Source organism: Staphylococcus simiae, assembly GCF_017357005.1.
Lineage (GTDB): Bacteria > Bacillota > Bacilli > Staphylococcales > Staphylococcaceae > Staphylococcus > Staphylococcus simiae_A.
The window spans coordinates 2000813-2026673 of the sequence record NZ_CP071589.1 but is presented as its reverse complement, the minus strand read 5'-3'; the positions used below and the strand labels follow the sequence as shown (position 1 = coordinate 2026673).

The following is a 25861-nucleotide window of genomic DNA, read 5'->3' as shown; positions in this document are numbered from 1 at the left end:
GAAGATGATGGAAGTATGTCCGTATCTTGAAGAAACTTTCAAAATACTTGGTAGAAGTTGGAATGGATTAATCATTAATTATCTCTCAAGATGTAATGACAATTCAGCACACTTTTCCGATATGAAGAGAGATTTAAAAACGATTACGCCACGTGCGCTTAGTATCAAATTATCAGAATTAGCAGATTGGCAGTTAGTTGAAAAAAGAATCATTTCAACAAGTCCTGTAGCAATTATCTATGTCTTAACTGAAAAAGGGCAGGCACTTGCGCAAGCATTGCATCCTATTGAAGAATGGGCACAAAATTATGTGGATTTATCTGCAACACAAGAAGAAACTGCTAAGTAATGCTATAAATTTGAAAGTTATTTTCGACTCAGTAATATGAATCGGAAGTAACTTTTTTTATTATGAAAAATAACTAAGTGCAAATATAACTGTTATGATTTTGATAAGTCATATTATTTTCAATATCAAGAGATTAAACGTATGATAATGACCATGATGTTTGAATAAACAGCATAATGGTTAAACAGAAAGTAAATCATTCTTGAGGAGTGAAAGACAAATGAGAAATTATACTAAACAATATATTAATGGTGAATGGGTCGATAGTCATAGTAATGACACAATCGACGTCATTAATCCAGCGAATGAAGAAGTAATTGGCAAAGTTGCTAAAGGTAATAAACAAGATGTTGACGATGCAGTAGAGGCGGCACATAATGTCTATTTAGAATTCCGTCATACGTCAGTGAAAGAAAGACAACAATTATTAGATAAAATTGTCAAAGAGTATGAAAATAGAAAAGATGATATCGTTCAAGCTATTACAGATGAATTAGGTGCGCCACTTGAAATGTCTGAACGTGTTCATTATCAAATGGGATTAAATCATTTTGCAGCAGCAAGAGATGCCTTAGATACATTTAATTTTGAAGAACGTCGTGGAGATGATTTAGTTGTTAAAGAAGGAATTGGTGTATCAGGTTTAGTCACACCTTGGAACTTCCCTACAAATCAAACATCATTAAAATTAGCGGCAGCATTTGCTTCTGGTAGTCCTGTCGTCTTAAAACCTTCAGAAGAAACACCATTTGCAGCAGTTATATTAGCTGAAATCTTTGATAAAGTTGGAGTGCCTAAAGGTGTATTTAACTTAGTTAATGGTGACGGTGAAGGTGTTGGTAATCCATTAAGTGAACATCCAAAAGTACGCATGATGTCATTCACAGGTTCAGGTCCAACAGGTTCTAAAATTATGGAAAAAGCAGCTACTGATTTTAAAAAAGTATCACTTGAATTAGGTGGAAAATCTCCATATATCGTTTTAGATGATGTAGATATTAAAGAAGCTGCTAAAGCGACAACTGGTAAAGTTGTTAATAATACAGGTCAAGTTTGTACAGCTGGTACACGTGTGTTAGTGCCAAATAGTATTAAAGAAGAATTTTTAACTGAATTAAAACAACAATTTAGCCAAGTACGTGTTGGCGATCCACGACAAGAAGGAACTCAAGTTGGTCCAATCATTAGTAAAAAACAATTTGATCAAGTTCAAAGTTATATAGATAAAGGTATCCAAGAAGGTGCTGAATTATTCTATGGTGGTCCTGGTAAACCAGAAGGACTTGAAAAAGGATATTTTGCTAGACCAACAATCTTTATCAATGTAGATAATCATATGACTATCGCTCAAGAAGAAATTTTTGGCCCTGTAATGTCAGTTATCACATATAACGATGTAGATGAAGCAATTGCGATTGCCAATGATACAAAATATGGCTTAGCAGGTTATGTCATCGGTAATGATCAAGAAACATTACGTAAGGTAGCACGCTCAATTGAAGCAGGGACAGTTGAAATTAATGAGGCAGGTAGAAAACCTGACTTACCATTTGGCGGATATAAACAATCTGGCTTAGGACGCGAATGGGGCGACTATGGTATCGAAGAATTCCTAGAAGTTAAATCAATTGCTGGGTACTACAAATAGGATATCGTTAACGTAGTCATAAGATATTTGAATGAATTTTACAATATCAAGCTATTGAAAGATAAAAGTAATCTTTCGATAGCTTACTTTTTTACTAGTAACTAACTATAATTCAGAAATTCATTATTTACTTATAATTATTTGGCTTTTGAAAATTATTTTGTAATTAAAATGAAAATTTGCTATAGTTATTGATGTATTTATAACAGATTAAGCTAAATATTATAAAATGGTGAATTGTGCTATTTTACTGAAGCTTATCTTACTACTTACCAACTAAAAAATAATGAAATGGGTGTAAAATATATGCCTGAAAGAGAACGTACATCTCCTCAGTATGAATCATTCCACGAACTGTACAAGAATTACACTACTAAGGAACTCACTCAAAAAGCAAAGACACTTAAGTTATCAAATTATAGTAAATTAAATAAAAAAGAACTCGTGTTAGCCATTATGGAAGCTCAAATGGAAAAAGACGGTAACTACTATATGGAAGGTATTTTAGACGATATCCAACCAGATGGTTATGGTTTTTTACGTACAGTAAATTATTCTAAAGGTGAAAAAGATATTTATATCTCCGCTAGTCAAATTCGTCGTTTCGAAATCAAACGTGGTGATAAAGTAACGGGGAAAGTAAGAAAACCTAAGGATAATGAAAAATATTATGGATTATTACAAGTAGATTTTGTTAATGATCATAATGCAGAAGAAGTAAAAAGACGACCTCATTTCCAAGCGTTAACACCGCTATATCCAGATGAAAGAATATTATTAGAAACTGACTCAACAAGCTATTCAACGAGAATTATGGACTTAGTGACACCGATTGGTTTAGGACAACGTGGTTTAATTGTAGCACCACCAAAAGCAGGTAAAACGTCACTATTAAAAGAAATTGCTAATGCGATAAGTATTAATAAACCAGATGCTAAGTTGTTCATTTTATTAGTCGGCGAGCGTCCTGAAGAGGTAACAGACATTGAACGTTCAGTGGAATCTGCAGAAGTTGTACATTCAACGTTTGATGAACCACCTGAACACCATGTCAAAGTTGCAGAATTATTACTTGAACGAGCAAAAAGACTTGTTGAAATTGGAGAAGACGTTATTATTTTAATGGATTCAATAACTAGGTTAGCTAGAGCATACAACTTAGTTATACCACCAAGTGGTCGAACTTTATCAGGTGGTTTGGATCCTGCCTCTTTACACAAACCTAAAGCATTCTTTGGTGCAGCAAGAAATATCGAAGCTGGTGGTAGTTTAACTATTTTAGCGACTGCCCTAGTAGAAACAGGCTCACGAATGGACGATATGATTTACGAAGAGTTTAAAGGTACAGGTAATATGGAATTACATTTAGATCGTAAATTATCAGAACGTCGTATATTCCCAGCAATTGATATCGGTAGAAGCTCAACACGTAAAGAAGAATTATTAATTACTAAGGCTGAACTAGATACATTATGGCAATTACGTAATTTATTTACTGATTCGACTGATTTTACAGAAAGATTTATTCGTAAACTTAAACGCTCTAAAAATAACGCAGACTTCTTTAAACAATTACAAAAATCTGCAGAAGAAAGTACAAAAACTGGTCGACCAATAATTTAAGAAACATTAGATAATGACTTGCGTTTTATATTAATTACCATTATAATTACACAGTATCGGGTAAAAACTCACAAATAACTCTGTTCCAGATGGTTCAGGGCAAAGGAGCTGAAAATAATGAAACAAGGAATTCATCCTGAGTATCATCAAGTAATCTTTTTAGATACTACAACAAACTTTAAATTCTTAAGTGGTTCTACAAAAACGACTTCTGAAATGATGGAATGGGAAGATGGCAAAGAATATCCAGTTATTCGCTTAGATATCTCATCTGATTCACATCCATTCTACACAGGACGTCAAAAATTCGCTGCTGCGGATGGACGTGTGGAACGTTTCAACAAAAAATTCGGTCTTAAATCAGACAACTAATTATATGGATTTTGATCTGTCTACAACCTATTATAGGTACGTAGGCAGTTTTTTTATGGTTATTATTTTTTTATGGTTCTCTCATTTCTAGGACTGATTTATAAAAAGTAAATAATTATGTATCAGTCCAATTTGGTAGAGAACATTATTTGATTAGAAATATACATAATAAATATATAGAAATATTGCAAATGATATTTAGTAAAAAGCCATTTATGAATATTTGAAATATGATATAATAAGACGATTATGTTTTGAAAAAAGGTGGAACTCGCAATGTATGAAACTTACCATTCTGGTTGGATTGAATGTATCACAGGAAGTATGTTTAGTGGTAAATCAGAAGAATTAATTAGACGATTAAGAAGAGGCATTTACGCTAAACAAAAAGTTGTGGTCTTTAAACCGGCCATAGATGATCGTTATCATAAAGAAAAAGTGGTCTCTCATAATGGTAATGCCATTGAAGCGATTAATATATCTAGTGCACGTGAAATAATGATGCATGATTTATCAGATGTTGATGTAATAGGGATAGACGAGGTACAATTTTTTGATGATGAAATAGTAAATATTGCTGAAAGATTGTCGTCAGATGGACATCGAGTAATAGTTGCAGGACTAGACATGGATTTTAGAGGAGAGCCTTTTGAACCAATGCCTAAAATGATGGCTGTTAGTGAACAAGTAACAAAATTACAAGCAGTTTGTGCAGTTTGTGGTTCGTCTTCAAGTAGAACGCAAAGATTGATAGATGGTAAACCAGCGAAAATAGATGATCCAATTATCTTAGTTGGTGCCAATGAAAGTTATGAGCCACGTTGTCGTGCACATCATATAGTAGCACCTAGTGACAACAATAAGGAGGAATTATAATGTTTGATCAGTTAGATATAGTAGAAGAGAGATATGAACAATTAAATGAATTATTAAGTGATCCAGATGTTGTAAATGATTCAGATAAATTACGTAAATATTCAAAAGAACAAGCAGATTTACAAAAAACAGTTGATGTATATCGAAGTTATAAAGCTAAAAAAGAAGAATTAGTAGATATTGAAGATATGTTAAATGAAACAGATGATAAAGAAGAAATAGCAATGTTAAAAGAAGAGAGTAGTGCTTTAAAAGATGAAATTCCATCAATTGAAGAAGAACTGAAATTCTTATTAATTCCTAAAGATCCTAATGATGACAAAGACGTTATTGTAGAAATTAGAGCTGCAGCAGGTGGCGATGAAGCTGCTATTTTTGCTGGTGATCTTATGCGCATGTATTCAAAATATGCTGAATCTCAAGGGTTTAAAACAGAAATCGTGGAAGCCTCTGAAAGTGATCACGGTGGTTATAAAGAAATCAGTTTCCAAGTTTCTGGACATGGTGCTTATAGTAAATTGAAATTTGAAAATGGTGCACATCGCGTTCAACGCGTCCCAGAAACAGAATCAGGTGGTAGAATCCATACTTCTACAGCTACTGTTGCTGTATTACCAGAAGTTGAAGATGTTGAAATTGAAATTAGAAATGAAGACTTAAAAATTGATACTTATCGTTCAAGTGGTGCCGGCGGACAACACGTTAACACTACAGACTCAGCTGTGCGTATTACCCATTTACCAACAGGTGTTATTGCTACTTCTTCTGAAAAGTCACAAATTCAAAACAGAGAAAAAGCAATGAAAGTATTGAAAGCAAGATTATATGATATGAAAGTTCAAGAAGAACAACAAAAGTATGCTTCTCAACGTAAATCAGCTGTAGGTACTGGTGATCGTTCAGAACGTATTCGTACATATAACTATCCTCAAAGTCGTGTAACTGATCACCGTATTGGTTTAACTTTACAAAAATTAAATCAAATTATGGAAGGTCATTTAGAAGAAATTATAGATGCATTAACTTTATCTGAACAAACTGAGAAGTTGAAAGAACTAAATAATGGTGAATTATAAAGATAAATTAGATGAAGCGATACATTTAGCGCAGCAAAAAGGGTATGAACAAACACGAGCAGAGTGGTTATTACTAGATGTATTTCATTGGACTAGAACAGATTTTGTCGTTCATATGTATGATGAGATGTCTAAAACCGATATCATGAAATTTGATTTAGCTTTGCAAAGAATGCTTATTGGCGAACCAATTCAATACATTGTTGGTTTTGCTAGTTTTTATGGTAGAGATTTTGAAGTGAATAGTAATTGTTTGATTCCAAGACCTGAAACAGAAGAAGTTATGGTACATTTTTTAAAAAATTTGAAGAATGGACAAACTGTGGCAGATATAGGGACAGGTAGTGGAGCATTAGCAGTTTCAATGGCTAAAGAGCAACCTGATTTGCAAATTATAGCAACTGATTTAAGTTTAGATGCGCTCCAAATTGCACGATGTAATGCAGAAAAGCATAAAGTGGACATTCAATTTTTACATGGAGATGCCCTAAAACCATTAATTGCAGAAGATATTAAACTCGATGGTTTGATATCTAATCCACCGTATATTGCTAAAAGTGAAATGTCATCCATGGAGAGCACTGTCACAAAGTTCGAACCACACCAAGCACTATTCGCTGAACATAATGGTTATGCTGTTTATGAATCAATAATCGATGATTTGCCACTAGTCATGAAGACAAATGGCGTGGTGGTCTTTGAAATAGGTTACCAACAAGGAACTACTTTAAAAAATATAATTCTGCAGAAGTATCCTGATAAAGATGTGCATATAGTGCAAGATATTAATGGTCACGATAGAATTGTGTCATTTAAATGGTAATGATGATTAATAAGAGGTTGGGACAAAAGTTAAGCTCTGGTACACTATACAGTGCGCTGGTAGCTAGATTCGCAATAAAAGTAGCTCTTTACAGTATTTTAAATTAGTAACTATTACTGTATGTTTCTGTGAGTATACTTGTATAACAAATAATTTTAACAACATTGTTGTATATTGTTTGTATTGAATCGTAAACTTTATTGTCTTAACCTCTTTGTATTATATTATGATTGAAAAGAAAGGTGTGGTTATGTATGAAAACAAAAATATGGGATATGAGAGCATTTCATAATGATGTAACGCAACACCCAGATATTAAGGAGATTAAAAGCGTTGTTGAACAAGGTGGATTGATAGGTTTGCCAACTGAAACAGTCTATGGCTTAGCAGCTAATGCCAAAGATGAGCAAGCTGTGAGCAAAATATATGAAGCAAAAGGTAGACCATCCGATAACCCGCTTATTGTACATATACATGACATGAAACAATTACATGATTTTACTTATAACATTGATCCTAGAGTCATTGAATTGATGACAGCATTTTGGCCAGGACCTATATCATTTATTTTACCGTTAAAAGAAGGTTACCTATGTTCAAAAGTGACTGGTGGACTTGAGTCTGTAGCTGTTAGAATGCCGAGTCATTCAGTTGGTAGACAAATTTTACAAGCGATTAATGAACCTTTGGCTGCTCCAAGTGCTAACCTAAGTGGTAGACCTTCGCCAACGACTTTTGAACATGTATATCATGATTTGAATGGTAGAATAGATGGCATAATTCAAGCTAATCAAAGTGAAGAAGGATTAGAAAGTACAGTTTTAGATTGTACATCGTTTCCATTTAAAATTGCTCGTCCCGGTTCAATTACTACAACGATGATTGAACAAGTGATACCTAACAGTGTAGTTGAATCAAATTATAATAATACATCACAACCAATAGCACCTGGAATGAAATACAAACATTATTCACCTGAGACGTCATTAAAGATGATCACGAATTTGACATCTATTGCACAATCACCGATGACAGATTTCTCAGCAGTAGCTTTTATAGTACCTAAAGATAAACAACAATTTTTACCTAAAGAAGCCAAGTTTATTGAACTGTGTAAAAATGATCAAGATATACGCTTAGCAAATCATAGATTGTATAGTATATTGCATGACATCGATAAGAATGATGATATAAAAGAAGCTTATATTTATAGTTTTGAATTGAATGATCAAACAGAAGCTATTGTCAATAGAATATCTAAAGCTGCTGGTAATCAAAGTGTAGAAGGAAGAGCAATATGAAAATTATTTTTGTCTGTACAGGAAATACTTGCCGTAGTCCTTTAGCAGAAAGTATGGCACAAACGACAATTCCAGAGCATCAATTTGAATCTAGAGGCATATTTGCTTCGAATGGTCAAAGCGTATCCATGTATGTAGCACAAATTATTGCAGAGCATCATTTACCAAAAGCAACACGTTCTCAACAATTTACAATAGCCGACCTAGATGCAGATTTAATATTAACAATGTCATCTCATCATAAAGAAACGATTAAGCACCAATATGGCAACCATGAACATGTATATACACTAAGCGAGTTTGTAAATAATGATTATGAAGTTCATGATCCTTTTGGAGGCGATGAACAAACATATAAAGAAACATATCTACAATTAGAATCTTTGATTAAAGATTTGAAAGAAAAATTAACGAATATGAATTCTGTATAATTAGTATATGTTAAAGATTAAATAAGTTATAATAAAGGAGTGTAGCACTTTGCTATATTCCTTTTTTATTTTTACAGAAGGGTGGGCTCCAAATGCAAGAAGTGACATCGTTACTAAATGAATTGAAACAAATGTCATTTTTTAACAAAGGTGAACTATGTATTATTGGTTGTTCAACATCAGAAGTTCTTGGTGAAGAAATTGGTTCTGTTGGTTCAATGGAAGTAGCAGAAACAATCTTTAAAGCATTGGATGTTGTGAGTGAAGAAACGGGTGTATCATTTGCTTTTCAAGGATGTGAACATATCAACAGAGCTGTCACAATAGAAAGGGCTGATTTTAATCCTTTAACAATGGAAGAAGTTTCTGTTGTACCTGATGTACATGCTGGTGGAAGTTTAGCGACTTTTGCCTATCAGCATATGAAGGATCCAATAGTTGTGGAACATATCACGGTTCCATGTGGAATTGATATTGGTCAGACACTTATTGGTATGCATATTCGACATGTTTGCGTGCCAGTAAGGACGACTATTAAGCAAATTGGTCAAGCAAATGTAACCATTGCTTCATCAAGACCTAAAAAAATTGGTGGCGAACGTGCTAAATACCAATAAGTTTTTTGAAAGAAGGGGAGATTTTTATGTCTTATATCGCAAAGCAAGATAAAGTAATCGCAGAAGCTATCGACAGAGAATTTCAGAGACAAAACACCAACATTGAATTAATTGCATCAGAAAATTTTGTATCGGAAGCAGTTATGGAAGCACAGGGGTCAGTATTAACAAATAAATATGCTGAAGGCTATCCAGGACGACGATATTACGGAGGTTGTGAGTTTGTAGATGTAACAGAAAGTATTGCTATTGATCGTGCTAAAGCTTTATTTGGAGCAGAACATGTCAATGTTCAACCACATTCAGGGTCACAAGCTAACATGGCTGTGTATTTAGTAGCCTTAGAGATGGGTGATACTGTACTTGGTATGAACTTAAGTCATGGTGGACATTTGACACATGGTTCCCCAGTCAACTTTAGTGGTAAGTTTTATAACTTTGTCGAATATGGTGTTGATAAAGACACTGAATTAATTAACTATGATGAGGTTCGCAAATTAGCTTTAGAACATAAACCTAAATTAATTGTTGCTGGAGCATCAGCATACTCAAGAACGATTGATTTTAAAAAGTTCAAAGAAATTGCAGACGAAGTTAATGCGAAATTAATGGTTGATATGGCACATATCGCAGGGTTAGTAGCAGCAGGATTACACCCTAATCCAGTTGAATATGCAGACTTTGTAACTACAACAACGCATAAAACATTACGTGGTCCGCGTGGTGGTATGATTTTATGTAAAGAACAATATAAAAAAGACATAGATAAAACAATCTTCCCAGGTATTCAAGGTGGACCTTTAGAACATGTAATCGCAGCCAAAGCAGTAGCATTTGGAGAAGCTTTAGAAAATGATTTTAAAGTATATCAACAACAAGTGATTGATAATGCTCGTGCACTATCAGAAACGTTAATCGCTGAAGGATTTAGAATCGTTTCTGGAGGGACAGATAATCATTTAGTAGCTGTAGATGTAAAAGGGTCTATTGGACTTACAGGTAAAGTAGCAGAAGAAACATTAGATGCAGTTGGTGTTACATGTAACAAAAATACAATTCCTTTTGACCAAGAAAAACCTTTTGTCACAAGTGGGATTCGCTTAGGTACACCTGCTGCAACAACACGAGGTTTTAAAGAAGAAGACTTTAAAGAAGTAGCTAAAATTATTAGCTTAGCTTTAAAAAATCATGATAACGAAGCGAAACTTCAAGAGGCTAAAGATCGCGTGTCAAAATTAACAACTAAATATCCATTATATCAATAAATATACACAAGATAGGAGTAATATTATGAGTAAAGTACACGTTTTTGATCATCCATTAATTCAACACAAATTGAGTTATATTAGAGATGTCAATACAGGAACTAAAGAATTTAGAGAACTTGTAGATGAAGTTGGTATGTTAATGGCTTATGAAGTGACTAGAGATTTAGAACTTCAAGACGTTGACATTGAAACACCAGTTACAAAAATGACTGCAAAACGCTTAGCTGGGAAAAAATTGGCTATTGTACCGATTTTACGTGCTGGTTTAGGTATGACAGATGGTATTTTAAGCTTAGTTCCAGCAGCTAGAGTAGGACATATTGGTCTTTATCGTGATCCAGAAACACTTAAAGCTGTGGAATATTTCGCTAAGTTACCTCAAGATATTAGTGAAAGACAAATCATTGTCGTAGATCCAATGTTGGCAACTGGTGCATCAGCAATTGAAGCTATCACTTCATTGAAAAAACGTGGTGCTAAGAATATTCGCTTTATGTGTCTAATCGCAGCTCCTGAAGGTGTAGAAAAAATGCAAGAAGCTCACCCTGATGTCAATATTTATATTGCTGCATTAGATGATAAGTTAAATGAAAAAGCTTATATCACTCCAGGTTTAGGAGATGCTGGAGATAGATTATTTGGTACTAAATAGAAGAATCGGAGATTGATAGTTTGATGAAAAAGATTATGACAGTATTTGGAACAAGACCAGAAGCTATAAAAATGGCACCTTTAGTTAAAGCTCTAGAACAAGATGATATGCTTGAACCTATTGTTGTAGTTACAGCACAACATAGGGAGATGTTGGATTCAGTGCTTAATACCTTTGACATCAAACCAAAATATGATTTGAATATTATGAAACAAGGCCAAACACTGTCTGAAATGACAACTAAAGCTATGACACAACTTGAAAATGTCATTCAACAAGAAGCGCCAGATATGGTACTTGTACACGGAGATACAATGACGACATTCTCTGGAGGGTTAGCAGCTTTCTATAATCAAGTACCTATTGGCCATGTTGAAGCAGGATTAAGAAGTTATGATAAGTATTCTCCTTATCCTGAAGAAATGAATAGACAAATGGTTGGTGTGTTAGCTGATTTGCATTTTGCCCCTACTAGGGATGCAGCTCAACATTTGTTAGATGAACAAAAAGATAAAAATAGTGTCTTTATAACAGGTAATACTGCTATAGATGCAATGAAATATACTATTGCTGATAACTATCAATCTGCAATTATTGATAAATATAGTCATAAGAAATACATTTTGATGACTGCCCATAGAAGAGAAAACTTAGGGCAACCTATGGTGAATATTTTTAAAGCAGTTAAACAATTAATTGAAGAATTTGACGACTTAGCGTTAGTATATCCAATGCACAAGAACCCTAAAGTGAGGGAACTTGCTTATCAATATTTAGGACATAATGAACGCATTGAACTAATTGAACCACTAGATGTTGTTGATTTTCATAATTTTGCTAAGGAAGCATTTCTAATTTTGACTGATTCTGGCGGTATTCAAGAAGAAGCACCATCACTTCATAAACCTGTGTTAGTACTTAGGGAAGTGACTGAACGACCTGAAGGTGTAGAAGCGGGCACTTTAAAAGTCGTAGGTACAGAGCAACACAATGTCTATGACGCAACTAAACAATTGATTGAAAATGACGAACTGTATCAGCAAATGAGTCAAGCGCAAAATCCATATGGAGATGGTCAAGCTTCTGACAGAATAATAAAACATATTAAGTTTTATTTAGGACTTATTGAAGATCAACCAGTAGATTTTCAATAAAAATAATATAAATTATTAAAATATGTCTAAATTGTGTCTGGATATTTCGAATTTTCAACAACCATTTGAATAGAATTGACACCGTATAACGCCTATATTATCATTTAGATTGTATGAGTGGAAGGGTTTTCATGATTGATTACAGTCACACGGAGGCATAAAAATGAGTCGTTTCTACAACATTTTCAAACAATTTATCCAATATTATTTATATATATTGTTAATATTAGCGATTGTGTATTTTTTTAATCATCATCCTTTTATATTAGGTTTGATGATAGGCATTATAGCTTCCATGGTTAATACATACATCTTTGAAATATACTTGGATAATGCCAAGAAAGATGACACGATGCATATTTCTACCGGTAATATGTGGCGATATTTAGTTGCGATATTAGCTTGTATTATTTGGTATTTTAACAAAGAAACTATCAATATTATTGGTATTATTATTGGTTTGATGATTTCTTATGTTGTAGTTATCATACGTCCTTTACTAAAGGTGAGTAAATAAAGGAAGAAAGAGGTGAGATTATGGATCACAAATCCCCACTAGTGAGTTGGAATTTATTCGGTTTTGATATCGTTTTTAATTTAGCTAGTATACTGATGATAGTAGTAACTGCGCTGATTGTTTTATTTATAGCTATCATTTGTACACGTAATTTACAAAAACGACCAACTGGTAAACAAAATTTCATTGAATGGATTTTTGATTTCGTGAGGGGAATCATTGAAGGGAACATGGCTTGGAAAAAAGGTGGTCAATTCCACTTCTTAGCAGTTACTTTGATACTTTATATCTTTGTTGCCAATATGTTAGGGCTTCCATTTTCAATTGTGACAAAAGATCACACATTATGGTGGAAATCACCTACAGCTGATGCAACAGTAACTTTAACATTGTCTACAACAGTCATATTGTTGACTCACTTTTATGGTATTAAAATGCGAGGTACTAAAAAATATCTTAAAGGTTATGTTCAACCATTCTGGCCACTGGCAATTATTAATGTCTTTGAAGAATTCACTTCAACGTTAACACTTGGTTTACGTTTGTACGGTAATATCTTTGCTGGTGAGATACTATTAACATTATTAGCAGGTTTAGTATTTAATGAACCAGCATGGGGTTGGATTATTAGTATACCAGGCCTTATAGTTTGGCAAGCATTCTCAATATTTGTAGGAACTATCCAAGCATATATCTTTATTATGCTATCAATGGTTTATATGTCACATAAAGTGGCAGATGAACACTAACAAATTTTAAAAATTATATACAATCACAGGAGGAAAATAAATTATGAATTTAATAGCAGCAGCAATCGCAATTGGTTTATCAGCATTAGGAGCAGGTATCGGTAATGGTCTTATCGTTTCAAGAACAGTAGAAGGTGTTGCACGTCAACCTGAAGCACGTGGTCAATTAATGGGTATTATGTTTATTGGTGTAGGTTTAGTTGAAGCATTACCTATCATCGGTGTAGTTATTGCCTTCATGACATTTGCTGGATAATTTACAGATAAAGGCGAAGTCTCATACGTTTAGACCTTCGCCATTCGTTTTTATTTAACACTAGCGATTACTTTTATGAAAGGAGTGTCATGAACCCGTGACTGAAACAGCTAACTTATTCGTTCTTGGTGCAGCTGGCGGTGTCGAGTGGGGAACTGTTATCGTACAAGTCCTAACTTTCATCGTTTTACTGGCGTTACTTAAAAAATTCGCATGGGGTCCATTGAAACAAGTGATGGACAAACGTGAAAAAGATATTAATAAAGATATCGATGACGCTGAACAAGCAAAATTAAATGCACAAAAACTTGAAGAAGAAAACAAACAAAAATTAAAAGAGACTCAAGAAGAAGTTCAAAAAATATTAGAAGATGCTAAAGTTCAAGCACGTGAACAGCAAGAACAAATCATTCATGAAGCCAATGTTCGTGCTAACGGTATGATTGAAACTGCACAAAGTGAAATCAATAGCCAAAAAGAACGTGCTATTGCTGATATTAATAATCAAGTATCTGAATTATCAGTATTAATAGCTTCTAAAGTGCTTAGAAAAGAAATTTCTGAGCAAGATCAAAAAGAATTGGTTGATAAGTATTTAAAAGAGGCAGGCGATAAATAATGGTAAAAGTAGCTAATAAATATGCTAAAGCATTATTTGATGTGTCTCTAGATACAAATAACTTAGAAGTCATTAATGAACAATTTGAAATAATCAATCAAGCTGTATCAGATAAAATTAAAGACTTAGAAATGGTAGATAGTAATCCGACGCATACTGTACAAGATCGTCGTAGCTTAATTGATAATGTATTTGTAGATGTTAATCCGTACATTAAAAATATGCTATATGTATTAGCAGATAATAGACATATTGCATTAGTAAGCGATGTGTTTAATGCATTTCAAGGATTCTATAATAAATACTATAATCAAGATTATGCAACAATCGAATCAACTTACGAATTGAATCAAGAAGAATTAGATAAGATTATCAACCTTATTACTCAACAAACAAAGTTATCTAAAGTGATCGTAGATACTAAAATAAATCCAGATTTAATTGGTGGTTTTAGAGTTAAAGTTGGCACTACTGTTCTAGATGGAAGTGTAAGAAATGATCTTGTCCAACTACAAAGAAAATTTAAAAGAGCTAATTAATATTAAAGAGGAGTGACATAGATGGCCATCAAAGCTGAAGAAATCAGTGCATTACTTCGCTCACAAATTGAAAATTATGAGTCAGAAATGTCCGTAACAGATGTCGGTACTGTATTACAAATTGGTGACGGTATTGCATTAATACACGGATTAAATGACGTTATGGCTGGGGAACTAGTTGAATTCCAAAACGGTGTTTTAGGTTTAGCACAAAACCTTGAAGAATCTAATGTAGGTGTTGTTATTTTAGGACCATACACAGATATTACTGAAGGTGATGAAGTTAAACGTACTGGCCGTATTATGGAAGTACCAGTAGGCGAAGAATTAATTGGAAGAGTTGTAAATCCATTAGGCCAACCTATAGATGGACAAGGACCTATTAATACAACAAAAACACGTCCAGTTGAGAAAAAAGCAACTGGCGTAATGGATCGTAAATCTGTTGATGAACCATTACAAACAGGTATTAAAGCGATTGATGCCTTAGTTCCAATTGGTAGAGGTCAACGTGAGTTAATCATTGGTGACCGTCAAACAGGTAAGACTACCATTGCTATTGATACAATTTTAAATCAAAAAGATCAAGGAACTATTTGTATTTATGTTGCTATTGGTCAAAAGGATTCAACAGTAAGAGCAAACGTAGAAAAACTAAGACAAGCTGGAGCACTAGATTATACAATTATCGTAGCGGCATCAGCATCTGAACCATCACCATTATTATATATTGCACCATACTCAGGTGTAACAATGGGTGAAGAGTTCATGTTTAATGGTAAACATGTATTAATTGTTTATGATGATTTAACAAAACAAGCAGCAGCTTATCGTGAATTATCATTACTTTTACGTAGACCTCCAGGTCGTGAAGCATATCCTGGTGATGTATTCTACTTACATAGTAGACTACTTGAAAGAGCAGCAAAACTTAATGACGATTTAGGCGGCGGTTCTATTACTGCATTACCTATCATCGAAACACAAGCTGGGGATATTTCAGCATACGTTCCAACAAACGTTATTTCTATTACTGATGGTCAAATCTTCTTACAATCTGATTTATTCTTCTCAGGTGTAAGACCAGCCATTAATGCTGGACAATCAGTATCACGTGTTGGTGGTTCTGCACAAATTAAAGCTATGAAAAAGGTTGCTGGAACATTACGTTTAGACCTAGCTTCATATAGAGAACTTGAATCATTTGCGCAATTCGGCTCTGATTTAGACGAATTCACAGCAAGCAAACTTGAACGCGGTAAACGTACAGTTGAAGTCTTAAAACAAGATCAAAATAAACCTTTACAAGTAGAGTATCAAGTATTAATTATTTATGCGTTAACTAAAGGATATTTAGATGATATTCCAGTTGTTGATATTAGTCGTTTTGAAGATGAATTAAACCACTGGGCAGATCAAAATGCTACTGAACTGTTAAATGAAATCAGAGAAACTGGTAGCTTACCAGATGCTGATAAGTTTGATACAGCTATAAATAATTTCAAAAAAAGCTTTAGCAAATCTGAATAATATACAAGTTTAGTATAAGGTGGTGAGATAGTGGCTTCTCTTAAAGAAATTGATAGTCGAATAAAATCAACCAAAAAAATGAAGCAAATTACCAAAGCCATGAACATGGTTTCTAGTTCAAAGCTTCGTAGAGCTGAGAAAAATACAAAACAATTCACACCATATATGGATAAAATGCAAGATGCGATTACTGCGATTGCAGGTGGAAGTAGCAATACTAACCATCCAATGCTAAGACCTAGAACAATTACTAGAAGTGGTTATTTAGTCATCACTAGTGATAAAGGTTTAGCTGGTGCTTATAGTGCCAATGTTCTTAAGAAAATGGTTAGTGACATTGAAGCTAAGCATCAAGATAGCAGTGAATACAGTATTGTAGTCTTAGGTCAACAAGGTGTTGATTTTCTGAAAAATAGAGGTTATGAAGTTGAGTATTCTCAAGTTGACGTACCTGATCAACCATCATTTAAATCTGTTCAAGCAATAGCTAACCATGCAATAGATTTATATAGTGAAGAGGAAATCGACGAATTAAATATATACTATAGTCATTATGTAAGTGTTCTTGAAAATAAACCTACAAAGAGACAAGTCTTACCATTATCTCAAGAAGATTCTAGTAAAGGGCAAGGACAAATGTCTTCATATGAATTTGAACCTGACAAAGAATCTATTTTGAGCGTAATTCTTCCTCAATATGTAGAAAGTTTAATTTATGGAACGATATTAGATGCAAAAGCTAGTGAGCATGCTACTCGTATGACTGCAATGAAAAATGCTACTGATAATGCAACTGAACTTATTGATGATTTATCATTACAATATAATAGAGCAAGACAAGCTGAAATTACACAACAAATCACTGAAATTGTTGGTGGTTCTTCAGCACTTGAGTAATATTTAAAGGAGGAAAATAGCATGGGAATTGGCCGTGTAACCCAAGTTATGGGTCCTGTAATTGACGTTCGATTTGAACATAACGAAGTTCCTAAAATTAATAATGCTTTAGTTATTGAAGTACCTAAAGAAGAAGGCACAATTCAATTAACTTTAGAAGTGGCACTTCAATTAGGTGATGATGTTGTACGTACGATTGCAATGGACTCAACTGACGGTGTTCAAAGAGGCATGGATGTACAAGATACAGGTAAAGAAATTAGTGTTCCTGTAGGTGATGAAACTTTAGGACGAGTATTTAATGTATTAGGTGAGGCGATTGATTTAAAAGGTGATGTTCCAGAATCAGTTCGTCGTGATCCTATCCATCGCCAAGCTCCAGCTTTTGACGAACTTTCAACAGAAGTTCAAATTCTTGAGACTGGTATTAAAGTAGTAGATTTATTAGCACCTTACATTAAAGGTGGTAAAATTGGTTTGTTCGGTGGTGCCGGAGTAGGTAAAACTGTATTAATCCAAGAGTTAATTAATAATATCGCCCAAGAGCATGGTGGTATTTCTGTATTCGCTGGTGTAGGTGAACGTACACGTGAAGGTAATGACTTATACTTCGAAATGAGCGATAGTGGTGTAATTAAGAAAACTGCAATGGTATTCGGTCAAATGAATGAACCACCTGGTGCACGTATGCGTGTTGCTTTATCTGGTTTAACAATGGCTGAATACTTCCGTGATGAACAAGGTCAAGACGTTTTACTATTTATCGATAACATTTTCAGATTTACTCAAGCTGGTTCTGAGGTTTCTGCCTTATTAGGTCGTATGCCATCAGCCGTAGGTTACCAACCAACGCTTGCAACTGAAATGGGTCAATTACAAGAACGTATTACATCTACTACTAAAGGTTCAGTAACATCTATTCAAGCAGTATTCGTACCAGCCGATGACTATACTGACCCTGCTCCTGCAACAGCATTTGCGCACTTAGATGCTACAACAAACTTAGAGCGTAAATTAACTGAAATGGGTATTTATCCTGCGGTAGATCCATTAGCATCTACTTCAAGAGCACTAGAGCCTTCAATCGTTGGCCAAGAACATTATGAAGTAGCGCGTGATGTACAATCTACATTACAAAAATATCGTGAATTACAAGATATCATTGCTATTTTAGGTATGGATGAATTATCAGATGAAGACAAGCAAACTGTTGAACGTGCGCGTCGAATTCAATTCTTCTTATCTCAAAACTTCCATGTAGCTGAACAATTTACAGGTCAAAAAGGTTCATATGTACCTGTTAAAACAACAGTACAAAACTTTAAAGATATTTTAGAAGGCAAATATGACCATATTCCTGAAGATGCTTTCCGTTTAGTAGGAAGTATGGACGATGTAATTGAAAAAGCAAAAGATATGGGTGTTGAAGTATAAAATTAGGAGGAATGGATAATGAATACATTAAACCTAGATATTGTCACTCCTAATGGTTCTGTTTATGATCGCGATGACGTTGAACTTACTGTTATGCAAACAACAGCTGGTGAAATGGGTATCATGAGTGGACATATTCCAACTGTAGCTGCTTTAACAACTGGCTATGTAAAAGTAAACTTCCATAATGGAGCTGAATATGTAGCAGTTAGCGATGGTTTCGTAGAAGTAAGACAACATAAAGTTTCTATCATAGTTCAAACTGCTGAAACTGCTGCAGAAATTGATGTTGAACGTGCAAAATTAGCTAAAGCTAGAGCAGAGTCTCATTTGGAAAATGAAGACGATAATACTGATATTAATAGAGCTGAAAGAGCTTTACAAAGAGCAAATAACCGTTTGCGTGTGGCTGAATTAACATAACAAATTAAAAGAGCCTGGGACATTAAGTTCTTGGTGAAAGTAAAAAAAGACAATTTCTATTGAAAATTGATAGAAATTGTCTTTTTCGTTATTAATTTTGAAATATACAGCTCGTTGAGCTGCTATTTTCCTTATGTTAACTGCCATTAATACAAATCCAAGTTCACGTTTAACCTTATCGAGTCCTCGAACTGACACTCGAGTGAACCCCAAAATAGTCTTCATGAATCCAAAAACAGGTTCTACGTCAATTTTTCTTTGACTATAGATTTTTTCGTCTCTGGCTCAGAAAGCTTTGGTTTTACTTGAGATTTAAAATCTCTTTTGAATCCATATTTATCATTACGATAAGCATATCGTTTAAATCCTAATCGTTTTTGATTTGGACAAATAAATTCATCGTTGATTTCATCATAATCCCATTTCTGAGTATTAAAAATGTCACTTTAAATTTTTTAGTTTTATCTTTAATAAACATTCCATATATAATCAATGGTGTTCTATTAAAATCATCGATAATAGCCATGTAATTTTGTTCACTACCATAACCAGCATCAGCTTCTACTTTGGTTCCATCGATAAAAATAGCTTGATCATCAATAAGGTTTTGTTTTAGACACTGACTATGAAATTGGATAAATAAAGATTCAATTAAGGCATCTGTTTTAGGATTGACTCTGAATCGATTAATTGTTTTATATGAAGGTGTTTGATTTTGAGACAACCACATCATACGAAGACTATCATTGAGTAATCTTTCTATTTTTCTTCCAGAATATACAGATTGTGTGTAGATATATAGAATAATTTTTAACATCATTTTTGGATGATATGAAGTCGCACCACGATAATGTTTGAATTCGTCGAATTCTCTATCTGGTATGCTTTCAACTATGTCATTAACGTATCTTGAAATATCATTTTGAGGAATTTTTACTGAAGTTTCCATTGGTAGTGTAAGTTGAGTCATGTTATAATCTTTATACATAAGACACCTCGTTAATTTGGTTTATTGGTATTTATTAAATTATACGAAAGTGTCTTATTTTTTTGAAGTATTTACATGTAAAATTACATAAAAAACGAAGTGTTGTAGTGAAGACTCCTGAGGGAGCAGTGCTAGTCGAAGACTACAGGCTGAGATAGCACCCTAGGAACGCGAAACTACAATACGGAGTATTGAACATAAAGAAGCGCAAAGACGATTTAACAATAAAATCATCTATGTGCTATTATTTTTGGGATTTATGGCCCAGCCTTTTTTTGTTAAAGTATATTCTATCATCACACATACCTTTAACTCTTATAGCTGTATGCAGTATAGCGAAAGACAAGGTATTTAGTATAAAGGTAACATAGGAAATGATGAAAGCTGGGATAATTTAATACGATGCGATTAACAGTAGTTATCTGGATTAAAAATATTGCTAAATCAGCATTTTTAAGCGCAGTTAGTATTGTCAGAGGACATTATAAACCAAATCTGTTGGAAAATTGATTGTTATAAATATTTCGATATAGACAAATTCTAACAGAATAATTCTTCAATAAGTTTATTAACACTAAAATTATAAAAAATGACATGTTTTGTTTATAATTTAGTCGTTTCTTTTTAGCTGATTTTGAAGTTAAGAAATCTAAAAACGGGTATAAATGTTATATCATTATTCAAATATTTCATGTACAATGTAATACAGTAATCATAAGAGGTGACATTAATGGATTATTTAGGTCAATTTGCAGTTATCCATTTAGTATTACATGTAGTATGTATATGCATAGCTTATTGGGCTTTACATTCAGTAAGATTAGACCAATTTTTCAAAAAAGGCTATACATTACAATTGCAAGTATGTATGATTTTTATTGCAATATTGCTAGGTACTGCAGTAAGCAATTTTATTGTAGATTTGTTACAATACTCAACGCAAGTGAAATATTTAATAAAATAAAGTAGACTCTATTATTTATTATTAAAAATAGCTATAATTAAATAATAATCGAATAATTAAATAGAACTTAAATTAGGGAAATGTAAAAGTAATAGGAGTTATAAGTGGAGGATAAATGATGGATAAAATAGTAATTAAAGGTGGAAATAGATTAACAGGTGAAGTTAAAGTTGAAGGTGCAAAAAATGCTGTTCTTCCAATATTAACAGCTTCATTATTGGCTTCTGATAAACCTAGTAAATTAGTTAATGTTCCAGCTTTAAGTGACGTAGAAACGATCAACAATGTGCTTTCAACATTAAATGCGGATGTTACATATAAAAAAGAAGAAAATTCCGTTATTGTTGATGCAACAAGTACATTAAATGAAGAAGCACCATATGAATATGTAAGTAAAATGCGCGCAAGTATCTTAGTTATGGGTCCATTACTTGCAAGATTAGGTCACGCTATTGTTGCTTTACCAGGTGGATGTGCGATTGGTAGTAGACCTATTGAACAACACATTAAAGGTTTTGAAGCACTTGGTGCAGATATTCACCTTGAAAATGGCAATATTTATGCTAACGCTAAAGATGGGTTGAAAGGTGCCTCTATTCATTTGGACTTCCCAAGTGTTGGAGCAACTCAAAATTTAATTATGGCAGCTTCTTTAGCTAATGGTAAAACAGTCATTGAAAATGCCGCTAAAGAACCAGAAATCGTTGATTTAGCTAATTATATTAACGAAATGGGCGGTCGTATAACTGGAGCAGGAACTGATACGATTACGATAAATGGTGTCGATAGATTAGTTGGTGTTGAGCATGCGATTATTCCAGATAGAATTGAAGCAGGAACGCTATTAATTGCAGGTGCAATTACGCGTGGTGATGTATTAGTACACGGTGCAATCAAAGAACATATGGCTAGTTTAGTTTATAAATTAGAAGAAATGGGTGTTCAACTTGAATACTTGGAAGATGCAATTCGTGTTACTGTAGATGATGAGCTGCAACCAGTTGATATTAAAACTTTACCGCATCCTGGATTCCCAACAGATATGCAATCTCAAATGATGGCCTTATTATTAACAGCTAATGGTCATAAAGTTGTTACTGAAACTGTATTTGAAAATCGCTTCATGCATGTTGCTGAATTTAAACGTATGAATGCTAATATTAATGTTGAAGGTCGTAGTGCAAAAATTGAAGGTAAGAGTAGTTTACAAGGTGCTCAAGTTAAAGCAACTGATTTAAGAGCCGCGGCTGCATTAATATTAGCTGGTTTGGTTGCTGATGGTACCACACAAGTTACTGAATTAAAACATTTAGACAGAGGCTATGTAGATTTACATGGTAAATTAAAACAATTAGGTGCAGATATCGTCAGAATTAACGATTAATCAAACATAGTTCAATTAATGGAGGCATTTTAAAAATGGAAACAATTTTTGATTATAACCAAATTAAACAAATTATACCTCATAGACAACCATTTTTATTAATTGATAAAGTTGTTGAGTATGAAGAAGGTACACGTTGTGTTGCTATTAAACAAGTTTCAGGTAATGAACCATTTTTCCAAGGTCATTTTCCTGATTATGCAGTTATGCCAGGTGTGCTAATTACTGAAGCACTTGCACAAACAGGTGCAGTTGCTATTTTAAATAGCGAAGAAAATAAAGGTAAGATTGCTTTATTTGCAGGTATCGATAAATGTCGCTTTAAACGACAAGTTGTACCTGGAGATACATTAACATTAGAAGTTGAAATTACCAAAATTAAAGGACCAATAGGCAAAGGTAGTGCGAAAGCAACTGTAGATGGTCAATTAGCTTGTAGTTGTGAATTAACGTTCGCTATACAAGATGTAAAATAAAAAGAAGGAGCCGAAGCTCCTTCTTTTTTTATGAGAAATTTTAAATTTTTACTTATGGTTCTATTTTTTCGTCTTTTAGTTTTGGTTTTGATTGCATCATACGATTAAATGTGACCTTTAGTTCCTCGCCAGATAAGCCATCATCAATTAATTGTTCTAATAAACCTTCAGCATATTGTTGACGTAACGTATAAATATGGCATTCAAAGACAATAGACATCGTCGTTGTAAAATTTCGTATACTTTTAACAGAAGCTTCAAATAATGCAGGATCATTAGATGGTCTAGTTATAACAACGCGTATATCTAATAATTGATCGTTTTGTTGATACGCTTTAAAGGTATCTAAATGCTCATTTGAAATAACGATCTCTAACAGCCATCCAGTACCACTGCGTTCTTTATTAATTATTACACCATCTTCTAGTTCATATTCAATAATTCCACCATGTTCATTAACAATCTGAAACCGTACGGCTTTAAAAGTTTTCATATTTTCACATCCCAGTTGTTTAATTTATATGATTTTTAAAAAAATTAGGAAAAATGAAGCTAAAATATCATTAATTTCTTTAAATATAACAAATTTTTAGATGTTAAAGCTATAAATATTTATAAAATTGCTATTTTGACCTTATAAAAGAAAGTATTTAATATGTTTGATAAGGAGGTGATTAACACACAATATGTTAAACAAAATCGTCATAGTCGGAAGACTAACCAAAGATGTACAACTATTTGACAAGGAGGATAGTAAAATAGCAACATTTTGTGTTGCAACACAAAGAAATTATAAAGACGAAAATGATGAGTTTGTAAGTGATTATATTTTTTGTAAAGCTTTTGGTAAATTGGCAGTAAATATTGAAAAATATACAAACCAAGGTTCATTAGTCGGCATAACCGGCCAAATGCGTTCACGAAAATATGTCAAAGATGAACAAACACATTTTGTAACTGAATTATATGTTGAAACGATTAAATTTATGTCCCCTAAATCTAAAAATGATGAAATTCTTTCAGATAATGCTTATGATATCAACTCCAATAATATAGACAATCCTGACTTTCTAGAAATTTAATATTCCCAATCCACCTTAAATCATTTAAATCATCCTAATTTAACTTAACTCACTTCAATTATACTCAAATAAAGTTGCTGCTATTATTTAATTCATTTTAAAGGTTACTAATGAAATTGGCAGTGATTCTGATAGTGGGGCAGCAAGCATTTTATACGTAATATGCAGTGGCAGTAACTGACTGGATTATAATATGTTGAGAAATCATCGTTTTATAAGTTTAGACAGTCTTGCCAGAATGAATAAATTTGAAAAAATTATTTTATGTCCCACTACTAATTCTATGCATTCTCAGTCGAGGTAGAACAATAGAGCTATTTTATAACATTATGATTACTGTTCTACTTCGGCTTTATTGTGTAATTTTTTAGGTGAAATACATATAATATTTCAAGAATGTTACATAACAAAAATAAATATTTTATTAAAAATACTTTCATAGCCATATGTATAAGTCATATTTAACAGTACAAGCTTTAAATGTATTGTAAATGGAGTGTAAAATTCAAGGTTATTTTTTTATTTCACTGTAACCTACTATAAAATCACAGATGTTATGGTATGCATTGTAGAAATTTTAAAGAAAACAAAGTAATCACAGGAGGATTTTAAATAATGAAAAAAACATTAATTGCTTCATCATTAGCAGTAGGTTTAGGCGTAGTGGCTGGAAATGCTGGTCATGACGCACATGCAAGCGAGGCAGACTTGAATAAAGCAGCTTTAGCTCAGATGGCACAATCAAATGATCAATCATTGAATGAAAATCCAATTGAAGCTGGAGCTTATAATTATACATTTGACTATGAAGGATTTACTTATCATTTTGAATCTGATGGTACTCACTTTAGTTGGGAATATCATGCAACTGGTGCAACAAATGCTGACGTAAGTGCACAAGCAACAACAGCAACAAATGAAACTGCACCTTCACAAGTGTCTGCGACGCAACAAGCAAATAGCGCACAACCGCAACAAGTTTCAGCACCACAAACAGCACAAACAAATGAACCTCAAACTACAGCTGTCAATGACACACAACAACAAGGTTCAACACAACAACAATCAGTGCAATCATCAAATAATACACAACAAGCAACGCAACAACAATCTAGTCAAGCAAGTTCAAATGATTCAAAAGCTGACAGTGGTTCATCAGTAAATGTAAATAGTCATTTACAACAAATCGCACAACGTGAATCTGGTGGCAACATTCATGCAATTAATCCAAGTTCAGGTGCAGCAGGTAAATATCAATTCTTACAATCTACTTGGGATTCAGTAGCACCTGCAGAATATAAAGGTGTATCACCAGCTAAAGCACCAGAACATGTTCAAGATGCTGCAGCTGTAAAACTTTATAACACAGGTGGCCCTGGTCACTGGGTAACTGCATAATTTAAATAACGAAGTGGTTGGATATGTCCAATCACTTTTTCTTTGTTACAAGGTCAGGTATATTAACAAAGACTTTAATGTAGAAGTTGCAGTACAACATTACAAGGCAATCATAATCATCATTCCAATTTGTTACAGAATTTAATGTATATTAAGAAGAAAAACATAAAATTTTTTCTTGTAACTAATTGCAATGTTTGAAAAGATTGAAAGCGTTTGCTAAAATCAAGTTATCATCAAAATTAAATAAATTACTACTAGGGGAGCTATGTAGGCTGAGATGATGTAATCAGACCCTTATTACCTGATTTGGTTAATACCAACGTAGGAAAGTAGTTGATTATAGATTCGATTCTGTCTATTTGTCATAAAAACTACTTCCTAATTGTTGGAAGTAGTTTTTTTATTGGAGGAA

Annotated in this window: 27 protein-coding genes, 2 pseudogenes and 1 riboswitch; of the genes and pseudogenes, 27 read left to right on the top strand and 2 right to left on the bottom strand. The window is 33.3% G+C overall.

The genetic code is table 11. The annotated features are described in order from the left end of the window. The first annotated feature begins 7 nt into the window (after positions 1-7). The 22 genes and pseudogenes from J3R86_RS09350 (at position 8) to J3R86_RS09245 (ending at position 19154) form a co-directional block, all read left to right on the top strand. Positions 8-349, top strand: a complete 342-nt coding sequence (locus tag J3R86_RS09350; protein WP_207517065.1) for a winged helix-turn-helix transcriptional regulator — start codon at positions 8-10, stop codon at positions 347-349. Between the two features lie 220 nt (positions 350-569). Then, the gene (locus J3R86_RS09345) at positions 570-1997 is read left to right on the top strand and encodes an aldehyde dehydrogenase family protein (protein WP_207517064.1); all 1428 of its coding nucleotides are present in this window, start codon (positions 570-572) and stop codon (positions 1995-1997) included. 306 nt (positions 1998-2303) lie between these two features. Beyond that, the gene (rho, locus tag J3R86_RS09340; protein ID WP_207517063.1) at positions 2304-3620 is read left to right on the top strand and encodes a transcription termination factor Rho; all 1317 of its coding nucleotides are present in this window, start codon (positions 2304-2306) and stop codon (positions 3618-3620) included. A gap of 117 nt (positions 3621-3737) precedes the next feature. Further along, positions 3738-3992 carry a type B 50S ribosomal protein L31 gene (locus tag J3R86_RS09335; protein ID WP_207517062.1) on the top strand — a complete coding sequence of 85 codons (255 nt, stop codon included), beginning with the start codon at positions 3738-3740 and terminating at the stop codon, positions 3990-3992. Between the two features lie 276 nt (positions 3993-4268). Beyond that, positions 4269-4868, top strand: a complete 600-nt coding sequence (locus J3R86_RS09330; protein WP_207517061.1) for a thymidine kinase — start codon at positions 4269-4271, stop codon at positions 4866-4868. Then, positions 4868-5944, top strand: coding sequence for a peptide chain release factor 1 (prfA, locus tag J3R86_RS09325; protein WP_207517060.1), 1077 nt, complete (start codon positions 4868-4870; stop codon positions 5942-5944). The genes J3R86_RS09330 and prfA overlap by 1 nt, the downstream gene beginning before the upstream one ends. Then, positions 5931-6767: a peptide chain release factor N(5)-glutamine methyltransferase gene (gene prmC, locus J3R86_RS09320; protein ID WP_207517059.1), complete on the top strand. Its 837-nt coding sequence runs from the start codon at positions 5931-5933 to the stop codon at positions 6765-6767. Before prfA ends, prmC begins: the two co-directional genes overlap by 14 nt. A 254-nt stretch (positions 6768-7021) precedes the next feature. Further along, positions 7022-8068, top strand: coding sequence for an L-threonylcarbamoyladenylate synthase (locus J3R86_RS09315; RefSeq protein WP_207517058.1), 1047 nt, complete (start codon positions 7022-7024; stop codon positions 8066-8068). Next, positions 8065-8499, top strand: coding sequence for a low molecular weight protein arginine phosphatase (locus J3R86_RS09310; RefSeq protein ID WP_207517057.1), 435 nt, complete (start codon positions 8065-8067; stop codon positions 8497-8499). Before J3R86_RS09315 ends, J3R86_RS09310 begins: the two co-directional genes overlap by 4 nt. A 92-nt stretch (positions 8500-8591) precedes the next feature. Then, a complete protein-coding gene (locus J3R86_RS09305; RefSeq protein WP_207517056.1) occupies positions 8592-9116 on the top strand; it encodes a TIGR01440 family protein in 525 nt (174 codons plus the stop codon). 26 nt (positions 9117-9142) lie between these two features. Next, positions 9143-10381 (top strand): serine hydroxymethyltransferase, encoded by a 1239-nt coding sequence (gene glyA / locus J3R86_RS09300; protein ID WP_207517055.1) that lies wholly within the window; start codon positions 9143-9145, stop codon positions 10379-10381. Between the two features lie 25 nt (positions 10382-10406). Next, positions 10407-11036 carry a uracil phosphoribosyltransferase gene (gene upp, locus J3R86_RS09295; protein WP_207517054.1) on the top strand — a complete coding sequence of 210 codons (630 nt, stop codon included), beginning with the start codon at positions 10407-10409 and terminating at the stop codon, positions 11034-11036. A 23-nt stretch (positions 11037-11059) separates the two neighbouring features. Further along, positions 11060-12190 (top strand): non-hydrolyzing UDP-N-acetylglucosamine 2-epimerase, encoded by a 1131-nt coding sequence (gene wecB / locus J3R86_RS09290; protein WP_207518543.1) that lies wholly within the window; start codon positions 11060-11062, stop codon positions 12188-12190. Between the two features lie 113 nt (positions 12191-12303). Beyond that, a pseudogene (locus tag J3R86_RS09285) lies at positions 12304-12707 on the top strand (ATP synthase subunit I). A 20-nt stretch (positions 12708-12727) separates the two neighbouring features. Then, entirely contained in the window at positions 12728-13456 is a 729-nt protein-coding gene (atpB, locus tag J3R86_RS09280) for a F0F1 ATP synthase subunit A (protein WP_002464810.1), read from the top strand. A gap of 43 nt (positions 13457-13499) precedes the next feature. Next, complete coding sequence (gene atpE, locus J3R86_RS09275; RefSeq protein ID WP_001048816.1) at positions 13500-13712, top strand: F0F1 ATP synthase subunit C; 213 nt, start codon at positions 13500-13502, stop codon at positions 13710-13712. Between the two features lie 97 nt (positions 13713-13809). Then, the gene (locus J3R86_RS09270; protein WP_207517052.1) at positions 13810-14331 is read left to right on the top strand and encodes a F0F1 ATP synthase subunit B; all 522 of its coding nucleotides are present in this window, start codon (positions 13810-13812) and stop codon (positions 14329-14331) included. Then, positions 14331-14870, top strand: coding sequence for a F0F1 ATP synthase subunit delta (locus tag J3R86_RS09265; RefSeq protein ID WP_207517051.1), 540 nt, complete (start codon positions 14331-14333; stop codon positions 14868-14870). The genes J3R86_RS09270 and J3R86_RS09265 overlap by 1 nt, the downstream gene beginning before the upstream one ends. A 21-nt stretch (positions 14871-14891) precedes the next feature. Continuing rightward, positions 14892-16400, top strand: a complete 1509-nt coding sequence (gene atpA / locus J3R86_RS09260) for a F0F1 ATP synthase subunit alpha (protein ID WP_207517050.1) — start codon at positions 14892-14894, stop codon at positions 16398-16400. A gap of 30 nt (positions 16401-16430) precedes the next feature. Then, on the top strand, positions 16431-17297 hold the full coding sequence (gene atpG, locus J3R86_RS09255; protein WP_207517049.1) for an ATP synthase F1 subunit gamma: 867 nt from the start codon (positions 16431-16433) through the stop codon (positions 17295-17297). A 21-nt stretch (positions 17298-17318) separates the two neighbouring features. After that, positions 17319-18731, top strand: a complete 1413-nt coding sequence (gene atpD, locus J3R86_RS09250) for a F0F1 ATP synthase subunit beta (protein ID WP_207517048.1) — start codon at positions 17319-17321, stop codon at positions 18729-18731. 18 nt (positions 18732-18749) lie between these two features. Further along, entirely contained in the window at positions 18750-19154 is a 405-nt protein-coding gene (locus J3R86_RS09245; RefSeq protein WP_207517047.1) for a F0F1 ATP synthase subunit epsilon, read from the top strand. Here J3R86_RS09245 and J3R86_RS09240 read toward each other — a convergent pair. After that, positions 19146-20142 (bottom strand): annotated as a pseudogene (locus J3R86_RS09240) (transposase). The gene J3R86_RS09245 and the pseudogene J3R86_RS09240 overlap by 9 nt on opposite strands. Before the next feature lie 730 nt (positions 20143-20872). On the opposite strand from J3R86_RS09240, the gene J3R86_RS09235 reads away from it, so the two are divergent. From J3R86_RS09235 to fabZ, 3 genes are all read left to right on the top strand, one after another. Beyond that, positions 20873-21106 carry a DUF1146 family protein gene (locus J3R86_RS09235; protein WP_002464817.1) on the top strand — a complete coding sequence of 78 codons (234 nt, stop codon included), beginning with the start codon at positions 20873-20875 and terminating at the stop codon, positions 21104-21106. Positions 21107-21224: 118 nt separating this feature from the next. Then, positions 21225-22490: a UDP-N-acetylglucosamine 1-carboxyvinyltransferase gene (gene murA / locus J3R86_RS09230; protein WP_207517046.1), complete on the top strand. Its 1266-nt coding sequence runs from the start codon at positions 21225-21227 to the stop codon at positions 22488-22490. Positions 22491-22525: 35 nt separating this feature from the next. Beyond that, on the top strand, positions 22526-22966 hold the full coding sequence (gene fabZ / locus J3R86_RS09225; RefSeq protein WP_002464819.1) for a 3-hydroxyacyl-ACP dehydratase FabZ: 441 nt from the start codon (positions 22526-22528) through the stop codon (positions 22964-22966). Positions 22967-23018: 52 nt separating this feature from the next. Here fabZ and J3R86_RS09220 read toward each other — a convergent pair whose 3' ends face one another. Then, positions 23019-23459 carry a YwpF-like family protein gene (locus tag J3R86_RS09220; RefSeq protein ID WP_207517045.1) on the bottom strand — a complete coding sequence of 147 codons (441 nt, stop codon included), beginning with the start codon at positions 23457-23459 and terminating at the stop codon, positions 23019-23021. 193 nt (positions 23460-23652) lie between these two features. On the opposite strand from J3R86_RS09220, the gene J3R86_RS09215 reads away from it, so the two are divergent. Beyond that, positions 23653-24048, top strand: a complete 396-nt coding sequence (locus tag J3R86_RS09215) for a single-stranded DNA-binding protein (RefSeq protein WP_207517044.1) — start codon at positions 23653-23655, stop codon at positions 24046-24048. A gap of 615 nt (positions 24049-24663) precedes the next feature. Continuing rightward, the gene (locus J3R86_RS09210; RefSeq protein ID WP_207517043.1) at positions 24664-25446 is read left to right on the top strand and encodes a transglycosylase family protein; all 783 of its coding nucleotides are present in this window, start codon (positions 24664-24666) and stop codon (positions 25444-25446) included. 249 nt (positions 25447-25695) lie between these two features. Next, positions 25696-25794: riboswitch (TPP riboswitch) on the top strand. Positions 25795-25861 lie beyond the last annotated feature (67 nt).